Genomic DNA, 13,796 nt, shown 5'->3' on the forward strand with positions numbered 1-13,796 from the left:
GATAATATCACTACTTTACCCGGATAATCGTAGCGCAGATGGTTGCCGCCACCAACCCTCTGGAGATTGCCTCATGCGTGTATTCGTCACCGGCGCCACCGGCTTCGTCGGCTCCGCCGTCGTGCGGGACCTGATCGCCGCCGGCCACAGCGTCACCGGCCTGGCCCGCTCGGACGCGGGGGCCGCGACGCTCGCGGCCATGGGCGCCGGCGTCCATCGCGGCTCGCTGGAAGATCATGCGTCGCTGCGCAGCGGCGCGGCCGCCTCCGACGGTGTCCTGCACCTCGGCTTCAATCATGACTTCTCGAAATTCCTCGACAATTGCGAGCTGGACCATCGCGCCATCCTGGCGCTCGGCGAGGAGTTGAAGGGCTCCGAACGGCCGCTCATCGTCACCTCAGGCGTCGCCCTGCTCGCGCCCGGACGGCTCGCGACCGAGGACGACGATGCCGCCAAACACTTCCCGCGCGTGTCGGAATCGGCCGCGTTGTCGCTGGCCGGCGTCCGCGCCGCCGCGGTCCGGCTTCCACCGTCCACGCATGGTGAAGGCGATCACGGCTTCGTTCCGATCCTCATCAATCTCGCGCGCGAGAAAGGCGTGGCCGCCTATATCGGCGACGGCAGCAACCGCTGGCCGGCCGCGCATCGCATCGATGCCGCGCGCGTCTACCGCCTCGCGCTGGAGCAAGGTGCCACCGCGAAGCACTATCATGCGATCGCCGAGGAAGGCGTGCCGTTCAAGGCGATTGTGGAAGTGATCGGCCGGCGGCTCGGCGTGCCCGTGGTCTCGAAATCCGCGGATGAAGCCGAAGCGCATTTCGGCTGGTTCGCGCGGTTCGCATCCGTCGACGTTCCGACCTCGAGTGCGAAGACGCGCGCTTTGCTCGGCTGGGAGCCCAAGGAAAAAGGGCTGATCGAGGATCTCGACCAGCCCTATTACTTCAAGGTCTGACGGCGCGTTGCGCCGTCCAAGACAGCAGACATTCCCGTCACTCTGAGGTGGCCGCGCCAGCGGCCCTCGAAGGGCGACGGCCCGGCCGCATCTCGGCCGTGCATCCTTCGAGGCTCGCTCCGCTCGCGCCTCAGGATGACGGATCGAACAAGATCAGTCCGTCGTGATCGCGGTTTCCATGTCGGTCGGATCGATCTGCCTGGCGAGGGCAGCATTGAGCTTGTCGCGATCGAGCTCGCCCTCCCACCAGGCGACGATCACGCAGGCTACGCCGTTGCCGCAGAGGTTGGTCAGCGCGCGGCACTCGCTCATGAACTTGTCGATGCCGAGCACGATCGCCATGCCCGGCACGAGCCGCGGATCGACCACGGCCAGCGTGGCGGCGAGCGTGATGAAGCCGGCGCCGGTGATGCCGGAAGCGCCCTTCGAGGTCAGCATCGCCACGACCAGGATCGTGAGCTGCTGGGCGAAGGTGAGGTCGAAACCAAGTGCCTGCGCGATGAAGAGCGTCGCCAGCGTCATGTAGATGTTGGTGCCGTCAAGGTTGAACGAATAGCCCGTGGGCACCACGAGGCCGACCACCGACTTGGAGCAGCCGAGCCGCTCGAGCTTTTCCATCAGCGACGGCAGCGCGCTTTCCGACGACGAGGTGCCGAGCACGATCAGCAGTTCGTCCTTGATGTAGGCCAGGAACTTGAAGATCGAGAATCCGGCGAACCGCGCGATGATGCCGAGCACGACGAAGATGAACAGCGCGGCGGTGACGTAGAACGTGGCGATCAGCCCGATCAGGTTGAGGATCGCGCCGGTGCCGAACTTGCCGATCGTGTAGGCCATCGCGCCGAACGCGCCGATAGGCGCCGCACGCATCACGATGGAGATGACGCCGAACACCGCGTGCGCGGCGTCGTCGATGAAGCTGCGGATGGTGTGGCCGCGCTCGCCGAGGCTCATGATCGCGAAGCCGAACAGCACCGAGAACAGCAGCACCTGCAGGATCTCGCCCTGCGCGAAGGCGCCGACCACGGTGTCCGGAATGATATGCAGCACGAAGTCGACAGACTTCTGACCGGCGGCCTGCTTGGCGTAATTTGCAACCGCCGCCTCGTTGGCCGCCGCATTGCCGAAGCCTGCGCCCGGCTTCACCAGATTGCCGATGATGAGTCCGATCACCAGGGCGAATGTCGAGACGACCTCGAAATAGACCAGCGCCTTGACGCCGATGCGTCCGACCTTCTTGGCGTCCTGGATGTGGGCGATGCCCGAGACCACGGTGCAGAAGATGATCGGGGCGATCACCATCTTGATCAGCTTGATGAAGCCGTCGCCGAGCGCCTTGATCCACTCATTGGTGGCGACCGAGGGCCAGAGCCAGCCGACGATGGCGCCGAGCACGATGGCGATCAGCACCTGGACATAGAGGACCTTGTACCACGGCTTGGCCGCGCTTGGCGCGACCGGCGTTCCCGCCGTCATCGTTGTCGTCGTCATCGTCTCACTCCCCCCTCAAACTCAGAGGCCAGCCAAGATCAACTTGGCCGGCCCTGTCAATTGGAACTGGTCGGAATCGACGCCTTACCGGCGATCGACGATCCGGCGCGCCGCCGGCATCAGTGTCGCGCCAAGCGCGTTCTTGACCAGCGAGCCGGCGATGAACGGCAACAAGCCGACCTGCCAGGCCTTGGCCACGCCAAGACCGAGACCAAAGGCCAGCCAGCCGAAGCCCGCGGCCAGAATGACGACGTGGCCGACCGCCATCGCCGCAAACAGCCGCACGACGCTGCGATCCCAGCCGCGCTCGGCGAGCCAGCCGGTGACGAAGGCAGCACCAATGAAGCCGAACAGATAGCCGGCGGTCGGGCCGACCAGCGGTGCAATCCCACCGACCGGGCCGGCGAACACCGGCAGCCCCATCGCGCCTTCGGCGAGGTAGGCGATCATGGTTGCGCTGCCGAGGCGCCAGCCATAGGCGGCGCCGATCATCAGCACCACCAGCGTCTGCAACGTCATGGGCACATACGGCAGCGGCAGGTTCACCTTGGCCGACAACGTCATCAAGGCGGTGCCGAGCGCGATCAGCACCACGGCGCGCAAGGCGCCTACGCTTTCGCCCGGACGGGTCGGCCACATCATTGCGGCGAGAGGAGAATGAGGGACGACGGTGGGCGCGGAACGGTCAGACAAGATGCACTCCAGAAGGCTGTCGAAACTGGCGGCTATTTAAGCCAGTGAGCGATCCGGTCAACCGCCTCCCGCATCTCATCAGCCGAGCGTGCATAGGAGAGCCGTACGAATGAGCGGCCGTGGATGGGGTCGAAATCGAGCCCTGGCGTTGCCGCAACATGGGCCTGCTCGAGCATCTGCTTGGCGAACTCGAAACTGTCGGAGGTGAAGTCGGAGACGTCGGCGTAGAGATAGAAGGCGCCATCGGCAGGCAGGAACTTGCTGAGGCCAGCCTTGGGCAGTCCCTCGATCAGAATCCGCCGGTTTTCCTGATAGCCGTGCTTGATCTCCTCCATCTCGGCCGCACCGTCGAAGGCCGCTTCGGCCGCGATCTGCGACAGCGACGGCACCGAGATCGACAGGTTCTGCTGGAGCCGTTCGATCGGCCGCACCAGCACGTCAGGCACGACCATCCAGCCGACGCGCCAGCCGGTCATGCAAAAATACTTCGAGAACGAGTTGATCACGAGTGCGTGCTCGGACAGCGAGGCTGCTGTCACCGCCGGAAATGCGTAATCGAGCCCGTGATAGATCTCGTCGGAGATGAAGCGGATGCCGGCGTCCTCTGACGCCGCGATCAGGCCGGCGAGCGCCTCGCGGGACATCATCGTGCCCGTCGGGTTGGCCGGGCTTCCGACCAGCACGCCCTTCAGCGGCGCCTTGCGATGAGCGGCCAGCAGCGCCTCGCCGGTCAGCGCGTGGCGCGTCTCGTTGGTGGTCTCGATCAGCACCGGCTCGCAGCCGAGCGCGGTCAGGATATGACGGTAAGGCGGATAGCCCGGCACAGTCACGGCGACGCGATCGCCGGGCTCGAACATCGACAGGAAAGCGAGGATGAACCCGCCGGACGAGCCTGTGGTCACCACGATCCGCTCGGGGCTGACGTCGCAGCCATAGGCATCACGATAATGCTGCGCGATGCGTGCGCGCAGGCTGGGGATGCCGAGCGCAGAGGTATAATCGATCCGCCCCGCCTCAAGCGCCGCATGGGCGGCCGCAACCGCGGTCTTCGGAGCGCCCGTCGCGGGCTGGCCGACCTCCATATGGATGACATGGCCTCCGGCCGCCTCGATTCGGGCTGCCGCGGCCATTACGTCCATCACCATGAACGGGGGGACGTCGCTGCGGCGGGAGGGCTCGAGCCACTGCCCCAACCGGTTCCTCAATGTCGCATCGTGCATCGAATTCTGCTATTTCGCTGGCGAACCGGTCGGTTCCGGTCCGGGAAACGGGGCGCTTGCGCCCCAGACTGGCCGCATTGTACGGCTCATAAGGATACGGCTTGGAAGGGCATATCGCGTATCCGGTCCGCCGCCAATCGCCAAAACCAAACACCAAACCGCTTTTCAAGACCGTTTGACCAAGCCCCTTGTTGACCAAGCCCCTTGTTGACCATGTCCGCCTGATGTTGCTCCAGATCGCTTTGCGCAAGACGGCCACTGCCCTCACCGCCCTCGTCACCGCGGCGGCGATCGCGCTGTTACCGATGCCGGCGGCGCATGCGCAGGGCAAGGGGCCACCGGTCTTGCGCGACACCGAGACCGAGCAGTTACTGCGCGAATATACCCGACCGATCCTGCGCGCCGCCGGCCTGGAGAAGCAGAACATCCAGATGGTGATCGTCAACGATGGCTCGTTCAACGCCTTCGTCGCCGACGGCCGCCGCATCTTCGTCAATTACGGCGCGATCCTGCAGTCGGAGACGCCGAACCAGATCATCGGGGTGCTCGCGCACGAGACCGGGCATCTGGCCGGCGGCCATCTGTCCAAGCTGCGCGAGCAGCTCGCCAACGCCCAGACCCAGATGATCATCGCGATGCTGCTCGGCGCCGGCGCGATGGTCGCCGGCACCACACGTGGCAGCAGCGCCGGCAACAACGGGCTTGCCAATGCCGGCGCCGCCGCGATCGCGGGCCCCCAGGAGATGATCCGCCGGACGCTGCTGTCCTACCAGCGCCAGCAGGAGGAGAATGCCGACCGCGCCGGCGTCAAGTTCCTGACCGCGACCCAGCAATCGCCGAAGGGCATGTACGAGACCTTCAAGCGCTTCACCAGCGAGAGCCTGTTCGCCGCGCGCGGCGCTGATCCCTATCTGCAGTCGCACCCGATGCCCGCCGAGCGCGTCGCCTCGCTTCAGGAGTTCGCCAGCTCGAGCCCCTATTGGGACAAGAAGGACGATCCGGCGCTGCAGCTCCGCCACGACATGGTGCGCGCCAAGATCTCGGCCTTCATGGAACGGCCGGAGACCGTGTATCGCCGCTATCCGCAGACCAACGACAGCATGCCGGCACGCTATGCCCGTGCCATCAGCACCTATCTGCACGGTGATCTGCGCAGCGCGCTCGCCCAGATCGACGCGCTGATCCAGGTCCAGCCCAACAACGCGTATTTCTACGAGGTCCGCGGCCAGGCCCTGCTGGAGAGCGGCAAGCCTGCCGAGGCGATTCCTGCCCTGCGCAAGGCAGTGCAGCTCTCGAACAATTCGCCCCTCATCGAGATGTTACTTGGGCAGGCTCTGGTTGGAACTGATAATAAGGCCTACACGGACGACGCCGTTCGGATTCTCCGCGCCGCGGTGGCACGGGAGCCCGAGGCTGTGCTCGGCTATACCCAGCTTGCGATGGCCTATGGCCGGAAGGGCGACTATGCCGAGGCCGATCTGGCGTCCGCGCAGGCCGCTTACTTGCGCGGCGACAACAAGACCGCCCGCGAGCTCGCCACGCGCGCAAAAACCCGTTTCGCCGTCGGCACGCCCGGATGGGTCAAGGCCGACGACATCGTGGCGGCCAAGCCGTCCCGAAACTAGCTCGACCCGAACGACGCCTGACACCACGACGTCACGACCCAAGCTTAAGTCCCCCGGGACGTTTTCCGAAACCTGCTTTGGATAAGAGGATTTGCCTATGCCTTCGCTGCGCCTGCTTGCTCCCGCGCTGTTTGCGCTCGCCATGTTCGGTGCGACCGTGCCCGCGTCGGCCGACAGCTTCTCCGATACCCAGCGCACTGACATCGAGGCAATCGTCAAGAACTACCTCGTCACCCATCCCGAGGTGCTCGAGGAAGCGATGGCCGAGCTCACCAAGCGCCAGGCCGCGGCCGAGACGCAGAAGCACGAGGCCAGCATCGCGCAGAACTCGGATGCAATCTTCAACTCGACGCATCAGGTCGTGCTCGGCAACAAGGACGGCGACGTCACCTTCGTCGAGTTCTTCGATTACAATTGCGGCTACTGCAAGCGCGCGATGGACGACATGCTCAACCTCATGAAGGGCGATCCCAAGCTGAAGGTCGTGCTCAAGGAGTTTCCGGTGCTGAGCCAGGGCTCGGTCGAAGCCGCGCAGGTCGCCGTCGCCGTCCGCATGCAGGATCCCTCCGGCAAGAAATATCTCGACTTCCACCAGAAGCTGCTCGGCGGCCGCGGTGCCGCCGACAAGGCGCGCGCGCTTCAGGCGGCCAAGGAAGCCGGCCTCGACACCGCGAAGATCGAGAAGGACCTCGGCAGTCCCGAGGTGCGCGCCACCATCGAGGAGAACTTCAAGCTCGCCGAGGCGATGGGCATGAACGGCACGCCGAGCTACGTGATCGGCAAGCAGATCGTGATCGGCGCCGTCGGCCTCGAGGGCCTTAGGGAAAAGATCGGCGTCGCCCGCTGCGGCAAGGCGACCTGCTAACACGGCGGCGACCTGCTGATCGCATTCACGACATCGACCATCACAAAAGGCCGGCTGAGAAGCCGGCCTTTTCATTGCGCCGAAATCGGACGCGCGCATTCATCTGGCGTTCAAGAAACAAATGCCGCGGAACCGCAGATGTTCCGGAACTCCTGATACCTCCTTTCGTTGTTGGCGCGGGCAATGACGCAAAGAAACACGTGAGGAGAAATTTATGTCGAACCGCTTTATGATCTCGGTCGCCGCGCTCGCGCTCTTCGCCGGCACCGGTCTGGCGAACGCTCAGGGCACCATGAACCGCGACGGCGGCGGCGCCGCTGCGCAGCCGACGCAACATTCGCAGCCCGCCGGCGGCGCGGCTGAACGTGGCGCGATGGGCAAGGAATCCGCCGCTCCCGCCGAGAAGGGCACGGTCGGCCAGGCCGGCGGCGCCATGAAGCCCGGCGGAGCTGCCGAGGAGAAGTCGTCTGGTGCGATGGAGAAATCCGGCGCCATGGAGAAGTCCGGCGGGATGGAAAAGTCCGGCCCGATGAACAAGAACGCGGCTGACGAGAAGGCCGGCGCGGCGAAGGGCGAGCACGCTCAGGGCGCGCAGGACAAGTCCATGCAGGACAAGTCGAAGAGCACGATGGACAAGTCCCAGATGGACAAGTCCAACAGCACTCAGAAGAGCACCGAGACCGACACCAAGAGCGGCAACATGAACGCCCAGACCAAGGGCGCGGACAGCAAGGCTGCTGCCGACACCAAGGCTGGTGACACGAAGTCCCAGACCACGACCGGCACCGCCTCGGCGACCGCTTCCGCTCCGCCGCCCGAGAAGCGGACCGAAATCACCACCGCGATCAAGTCGACCAAGATCGAAGAGACCACCAACGTCAACTTCAACATCTCGGTCGGTGCCGCCATCCCGGCGTCCGTTCGCTTCCACCCGCTCCCGCCCCGGATCGTCGAGATCTATCCGGAATGGCGCGGCTATGACGTGATCTACGTTCGCGGCCAGTACATCATCGTTCGTCCGCAGACGCGCGAGATCGTGTACATCATCGAAGGCTAAGCCGCCTGGCTGACGCACCAATGAGCCCTTGCCGAGAGATCGGCAGGGGCTTTTGGCGTATTGGACGGCTCACCCGCCCGACAGCCATGCTTCGGACTGGTTAACAAGCAATTTCCGTAGCTTGCGCACAGGTTTTTGCACCCAGGATGAGGTGCCTGAAGGCCTCCGGGAGGCCCTTCAAGGCTTCCCCTCACGCGCTTTGTTACCTATAACCCCGCCACGCCGAAGCACCTCCGCCGGGATTTGAATGGCTGAACCTGCAACCGACACGATCCTCGTTCTCAACGGGCCGAACCTCAACATGCTGGGGACGCGCGAGCCCGAGAAGTACGGCCATGCCACGCTGGCCGACGTCGAGACGCTGTGCCGGGAGACGGCCGCGGCGTTCGGCCTCAAGGCCGACTGCCGGCAGTCCAACCGCGAGGGCGAGCTGATCGACTTCATCCACGAGGCGCATGCCCGCAGGATGAAGGGCATCATCATCAATGCCGGCGGTTATTCGCACACCTCGATCGCGCTGCACGACGCGCTGCTCGCGGTGCAGATTCCGACCGTCGAAGTGCACGTGACCAATATCCATGCCCGCGAAAGTTTCCGCCATCACTCCTACACCGCACGCGCGGCGTTCGCCTCGCTCTGCGGTTTCGGTATCGAGGGCTACCGCCTCGCCATTCAGGGCCTTGCCGCCAAGCTCGGCATCAAGCCCAAAGCCTGACGCTCCCTCTTCACACAGAACATTCGGATAAAGAACATGGCGCGCCAGCCAGACGACAAAGCAGCCGCAAAGTTTTCCAGCGAGGATTCCGCGCTCGTCCGCGAGCTCGCACTCCTGCTCGACGAGACCAGCCTCACCGAGATCGAGATCGAACGCGCCGGCCTGCGCCTGCGCGTCGCCCGCAACATCAGCGTCGCCGCGACGATGCCGGCGCCGATGGCGCACGCAGCGCCCGTGGCGATCGCCACAGCCGCCGCACCTGCGGCTGCCGCGCCCGACCTGTCGAAGCATCCGGGCGCCGTGACATCCCCGATGGTCGGCACCGCCTATTGGGCGCCGGAGCCCGGCGCAAAACCGTTCATCGAGGTCGGCAGCAAGGTCTCGGTCGGCCAGACGCTGCTGATCATCGAAGCCATGAAGACCATGAACCAGATCCCCTCGCCGCGCGCCGGCACGGTGACGCAGATCCTGGTCGAGGACGGCCAACCCGTCGAGTTCGGTGAGCCGCTCGTTATTATTGAGTGAGGGAGTGGCGAAGTGCGAGTAGCGAATAGCTGCTCCGCCCCATTCGCCATTCGCTATTCCCTATTCGCCCCCTGAGGCAAAATGTTCGACAAGATCCTCATAGCCAATCGCGGCGAGATCGCCCTTCGCATCCTGCGCGCCTGCAAGGAGCTCGGGATCGCCACCGTCGCCGTGCACTCGACCGCCGACGCCGACGCCATGCATGTGCGCCTGTCGGACGAAAGCGTGTGCATCGGACCGCCGCCGTCCAAGGATAGCTATCTCAACGTGCCCGCGCTGCTCGCGGCCTGCGAGATCACCGGCGCGGACGCCGTGCATCCCGGCTACGGCTTCCTGTCCGAGAACGCGCGCTTCGCGGAGATCCTCGGCGAGCACAATCTGCATTTCATCGGCCCCAAGGCCGAGCATATCCGCCTGATGGGCGACAAGATCGAGGCCAAGAAGACCGCCAGGAAGCTCGGCATTCCCGTGGTACCCGGCTCCGACGGCGCGGTCGGCCCCGAGGACGACGCGATGGCGATCGCCCGGAAGATCGGCTTTCCCGTGCTGGTGAAAGCGGCGGCCGGCGGCGGCGGACGCGGCATGAAGGTCGCGCAGAGCGAGGCCGACCTTCAGGTGGCATTGTCGACGGCGGCCAACGAGGCCAAATCCGCCTTTGGCGATGCATCCGTCTATCTCGAAAAATATCTCCAGAAGCCGCGCCACATCGAAATCCAGATCCTCGGCGACGGCCGCGGCGGCGCGATCCATCTCGGCGAGCGCGATTGCTCGCTGCAGCGCCGTCACCAGAAGGTCTGGGAGGAAGGCCCCTCGCCCGTGCTGGCCGCGGCGGCGCGCGCCAAGATCGGCGAGACCTGCGCCAAGGCGATGCGCGAGATGAAATATCTCGGCGTCGGCACCATCGAATTCCTGTTCGAGGACGGCGAGTTCTACTTCATCGAAATGAACACCCGCATCCAGGTCGAGCATCCCGTTACCGAGAGCATCACCGACATCGACCTCGTGCTGGAGCAGATCCGCATCGCCGCCGGCGGCGATCTGCCGGCCAAGCAGAACGAGATCCAGATCATCGGCCACGCGATCGAGTGCCGCATCAACGCCGAGAACCCGCAGACCTTCCGGCCTTCGCCGGGCCGCATCACGCAATACCACCCGCCGGGCGGGCTCGGTGTCCGCATCGATTCCGCGGTCTATCAGGGCTACACCATCCCGCCCTATTACGACTCCCTCGTCGGCAAGCTGATCGTGCACGGCAAGACCCGCGCCGAATGCCTGATGCGGCTGCGCCGGGCGCTGGACGAGATGGTGGTCGAGGGCATCGAGACGACGCTGCCGCTGTTCCGCGACCTGGTGCGCGAAGGCGACATCATCAACGGCGACTACCACATCCACTGGCTGGAGCAGTATCTCGCCGGCAAGGCAGCCCCCGCCGCGAAATAATTCTTCCCACGCATGGAACCCCTGGTCCCCGGCCGCGTTCTGGACGGTTGGGGACAGTTCCAAGGGGCTAGTTTGCACTTCACTCAGCGTTACAAGGTTGAACAATCGTGACGGCCGACGCACAGCGGCGGCGCACCGTGATGCAAATCCTGCTGCTTTCGGCGGGGTTTTTGGTGCTGGTCGCGATCAGCGTCGCGTCGATCCTGCTGGTCAACAAGGCGCGGGAAGACAATTCCTGGGTCGTGCATACGGTCGAGTCGGAGAACCAGATCTCGACCGTCCTGCTGGAAATTCGCCGGGCGGAAAGTGCCACCCGGGCCTATCTGCTGTCCGGCGGGCCCCAGTTCCTTGCGGAATACCAAACGGCGGCCGCCAACGTTCTGCCGGCCCTCGATCAGCTCGGCCGGCTCACGCGCGACAATGCGGCGCAGATCCAGAACATGGCCAAGCTGCGCAAGGCCGTCGAGCAGCGGCTGTCGGAATTCGCCCGCAGCATCGAGCGTGTCACCAACAACGATGTCGCGACCGCCGTGACCGCGCTGCGCAACGGCACCTCGACCGGAGCGGTCGAGACCATCGCCCAGGTCGGCCGCGAGATGCGGAGCGAAGAGGACCGTCTGTTCAGGGAGCGGACCGAGACCGCCGACCGGACCCAGAAGCTCGCCTCCTCCGTGACCATTGCCGGCTCGGGGATGGTCCTGGCCCTCGCCTTCGGGTCGGTCCTGCTGGTGCGCCAGTCCTCGCGCGCCCGCGACCGGGCCGAGTCACGCCTGCGCGACGCCAATCTCAACCTGGAGGCCACCGTCGACGAGCGCACGGCTGACCTGCGCGAGGCCAACAACGAGATCCAGCGCTTTGCCTATATCGTCAGCCACGATCTGCGCTCGCCTCTGGTCAACATCATGGGCTTTACCAGCGAACTCGAGGAGCTCAGCGGCGACATCTTCCGCCGCATCGGCGGCCTCACCCAGGCCGCGAACGGCGGGCCGCCGCCGGCCGCCGGCGAGATCGCGCTCGAAGGCCCCGACAAGCAGCTTTCGGCGGATTTCTCCGAAGCGCTCGGCTTCATCAAGTCGTCGATCGCCAAGATGGACCGCCTGATCTCGGCGATCCTCAATCTCACCCGCGAGGGCCGGCGCGAATTCGAGCCGGTGAAGATCGACACGCGGGATCTGATCGAGGCGATCGTGTCGACGCTGGCGCATCAGGCCTCCGAGGCGCAGGCCGAGATCCACGTCGAACCGCTGCCCAATATCGTCAGCGACCGCCTTGCGCTGGAGCAGATCTTCTCCAACCTGATCGACAACGGGATTAAGTATCTCAACAACGGCGTTCCCGGCGAGATCAGAATCCGGGGGCGCACCAAGCTCGGATACGCTATCTTCGAGATCAGCGATAACGGCCGCGGCATCGACCCGAAGGATCATCAGCGGATCTTCGATCTGTTCCGGCGTGCGGGAACCCAGGACAAACCCGGTCAGGGCATCGGTCTTGCGCATGTGCGTGCACTTGTACGCCGCCTCGGGGGCACCATGTCGGTATCGTCGGAACTGAATACGGGCAGCACCTTCACCATTACGCTGCCCATCAACTGGAACGCCAGCAACCGGAACTCGGACCAATGACTCTGCCTGTCAGCATCATCATGATCGAGGACGACGAGGGACATGCGCGGCTGATCGAGCGCAACATCCGCCGTTCCGGCGTCAACAACGAGATCATCCCCTTCACCAACGGCACCGATGCGATGAAGCACCTGTTCGGCGCCGACGGCAGCGGGCTTGCGCAGAAGGGCAACGCGCTGCTGATCCTGCTCGACCTCAATCTCCCCGACATGACCGGGATCGATATCCTCAAGCAGATCAAGGAAAACAAATATCTGAAGGCCTCGCCCGTGGTGGTGCTGACCACCACCGACGACTCCCAGGAAATCAAGCGCTGCTACGAGCTCGGCTGCAACGTCTACATCACCAAGCCCGTCAACTACGAGAATTTCGCCAACGCCATCCGGCAACTCGGTCTGTTCTTCTCGGTCATCCAGGTCCCGCCCGCCGCCTCATGAACCAGCGCACGCCCACATTGCTCTACATCGACGACGACGCGGCGCTGGCGCGCCTGGTCGATCGCGGCCTGACGCGGCGCGGCTACAAGGTCGTCCATGCCGCCAGCGGCGAGGAAGGCCTCGAGCGCATCCGTCGCGCGCTGATCGAGGGCGGCATCGACGTCGTGGCGCTCGACCAGTACATGCCCGGCCTCGATGGGCTGGAGACGCTCGAGCAGATCATGGCGATCGCCGGCGCGCCGCCCGTGGTGTTCGTCACCGCGTCGCAGGATTCCAGCATCGCGGTTACCGCGCTGAAGGCGGGCGCGGCCGACTATCTCGTCAAGGACGTCAAGGGCGACTTCATCCCGCTGCTCCACGTCGCCGCCGACGGCGCGCTGCGCCAGGCCGAATTGCAGAAGGCGCGCGAGGAAGCCGAAGCCGAGATCCACGCCTCGCGCGACCGCTACGCGGCGCTCGCCGCCGAACGCGAGCTGTTGCTGCGCGAGGTCAACCACCGCGTCGGCAACTCGCTCCAGATCATCGCCTCGCTGCTGCATCTTCAGGCAAGCTCCGCCGGCCAGGACGAGGTCAAGGCGGCGCTCACCAATGCGATGGGCCGCGTCGCCGCGGTGGCGCAGGTGCATCGCCGCCTATACACCTCCCAAGATCTGAAGAGCGTCGTCCTCAATCAATATCTGGACTCCCTGCTCGAGGATTTGCGCCGCTCGGCCGAAGGCAACCGGATGTCGCGCCTGACGGTGAAGGCCGAGGCGATCGAGATCGATCCGGACCGCGCGGTCGCCGTCGGCATCATCGTCAACGAGCTGGTGATGAACGCGGTGAAATACGCCTATCCCGACGGCGCCGGCCCGATCCATGTCGAGCTGACCTCGCAGGGCGACGATCTCCTGCTGTCGATCGCCGATGACGGCGTCGGCGACAAGGTCAAGGCCGATCCGCGCTCCACCGGCATGGGCCAGCGCATCGTCGCGGCGATGGCCACCAAGCTGGATGCCACCGTCGAGCGCGACCCCGCCCATTCCGGCACCCGCATTCTCCTCAAGTTCCGCCGCGTGCCAACGACGCTCGACCGGGCGAGCAGCGCCGCGGCGAGCTGACCCGCGATTGCACGGGGTTTCTCACCATCGCAACCCCACCGCGATCCTGCT

General features: G+C 65.1%; 13 protein-coding genes. 10 read left to right on the forward strand and 3 right to left on the reverse strand.

Features of this window, described 5'->3' with window-relative positions:
- Window positions 1-73: 73 nt before the first annotated feature.
- Window positions 74-952, forward strand: a complete 879-nt coding sequence (locus tag F8237_RS00265) for an SDR family oxidoreductase (RefSeq protein WP_151641860.1) — start codon at window positions 74-76, stop codon at window positions 950-952.
- A 153-nt stretch (window positions 953-1,105) separates the two neighbouring features.
- On the opposite strand, the gene F8237_RS00270 is transcribed toward F8237_RS00265, so the two are convergent.
- The 3 genes from F8237_RS00270 to F8237_RS00280 form a co-directional block, all read right to left on the reverse strand.
- Entirely contained in the window at window positions 1,106-2,443 is a 1,338-nt protein-coding gene (locus F8237_RS00270) for a dicarboxylate/amino acid:cation symporter (RefSeq protein ID WP_151641861.1), read from the reverse strand.
- An 84-nt stretch (window positions 2,444-2,527) separates the two neighbouring features.
- A complete protein-coding gene (locus F8237_RS00275; RefSeq protein ID WP_151650413.1) occupies window positions 2,528-3,082 on the reverse strand; it encodes a biotin transporter BioY in 555 nt (184 codons plus the stop codon).
- Window positions 3,083-3,168: 86 nt separating this feature from the next.
- A complete protein-coding gene (locus tag F8237_RS00280) occupies window positions 3,169-4,356 on the reverse strand; it encodes a pyridoxal phosphate-dependent aminotransferase (protein ID WP_151641862.1) in 1,188 nt (395 codons plus the stop codon).
- 224 nt (window positions 4,357-4,580) lie between these two features.
- On the opposite strand from F8237_RS00280, the gene F8237_RS00285 reads away from it, so the two are divergent.
- From F8237_RS00285 to F8237_RS00325, 9 genes are all read left to right on the forward strand, one after another.
- Window positions 4,581-5,981 carry a M48 family metalloprotease gene (locus tag F8237_RS00285; RefSeq protein WP_151650414.1) on the forward strand — a complete coding sequence of 467 codons (1,401 nt, stop codon included), beginning with the start codon at window positions 4,581-4,583 and terminating at the stop codon, window positions 5,979-5,981.
- A 97-nt stretch (window positions 5,982-6,078) separates the two neighbouring features.
- Window positions 6,079-6,846, forward strand: coding sequence for a DsbA family protein (locus tag F8237_RS00290; RefSeq protein WP_151641863.1), 768 nt, complete (start codon window positions 6,079-6,081; stop codon window positions 6,844-6,846).
- Between the two features lie 214 nt (window positions 6,847-7,060).
- The gene (locus tag F8237_RS00295; RefSeq protein ID WP_151641864.1) at window positions 7,061-7,903 is read left to right on the forward strand and encodes a DUF1236 domain-containing protein; all 843 of its coding nucleotides are present in this window, start codon (window positions 7,061-7,063) and stop codon (window positions 7,901-7,903) included.
- A 247-nt stretch (window positions 7,904-8,150) separates the two neighbouring features.
- Window positions 8,151-8,618, forward strand: a complete 468-nt coding sequence (aroQ, locus tag F8237_RS00300; RefSeq protein ID WP_151641865.1) for a type II 3-dehydroquinate dehydratase — start codon at window positions 8,151-8,153, stop codon at window positions 8,616-8,618.
- Between the two features lie 36 nt (window positions 8,619-8,654).
- On the forward strand, window positions 8,655-9,143 hold the full coding sequence (gene accB / locus F8237_RS00305) for an acetyl-CoA carboxylase biotin carboxyl carrier protein (RefSeq protein ID WP_151641866.1): 489 nt from the start codon (window positions 8,655-8,657) through the stop codon (window positions 9,141-9,143).
- An 81-nt stretch (window positions 9,144-9,224) separates the two neighbouring features.
- Window positions 9,225-10,583, forward strand: a complete 1,359-nt coding sequence (accC, locus tag F8237_RS00310) for an acetyl-CoA carboxylase biotin carboxylase subunit (protein ID WP_151641867.1) — start codon at window positions 9,225-9,227, stop codon at window positions 10,581-10,583.
- Between the two features lie 107 nt (window positions 10,584-10,690).
- Complete coding sequence (locus F8237_RS00315; protein ID WP_151641868.1) at window positions 10,691-12,208, forward strand: sensor histidine kinase; 1,518 nt, start codon at window positions 10,691-10,693, stop codon at window positions 12,206-12,208.
- The gene (locus F8237_RS00320; protein WP_151641869.1) at window positions 12,205-12,645 is read left to right on the forward strand and encodes a response regulator; all 441 of its coding nucleotides are present in this window, start codon (window positions 12,205-12,207) and stop codon (window positions 12,643-12,645) included. Before F8237_RS00315 ends, F8237_RS00320 begins: the two co-directional genes overlap by 4 nt.
- Window positions 12,642-13,745, forward strand: coding sequence for a sensor histidine kinase (locus tag F8237_RS00325; protein ID WP_151641870.1), 1,104 nt, complete (start codon window positions 12,642-12,644; stop codon window positions 13,743-13,745). The genes F8237_RS00320 and F8237_RS00325 overlap by 4 nt, the downstream gene beginning before the upstream one ends.
- Window positions 13,746-13,796: the final 51 nt, after the last annotated feature.

Source organism: Bradyrhizobium betae (assembly GCF_008932115.1).
GTDB classification, from domain to species: domain Bacteria; phylum Pseudomonadota; class Alphaproteobacteria; order Rhizobiales; family Xanthobacteraceae; genus Bradyrhizobium; species Bradyrhizobium betae.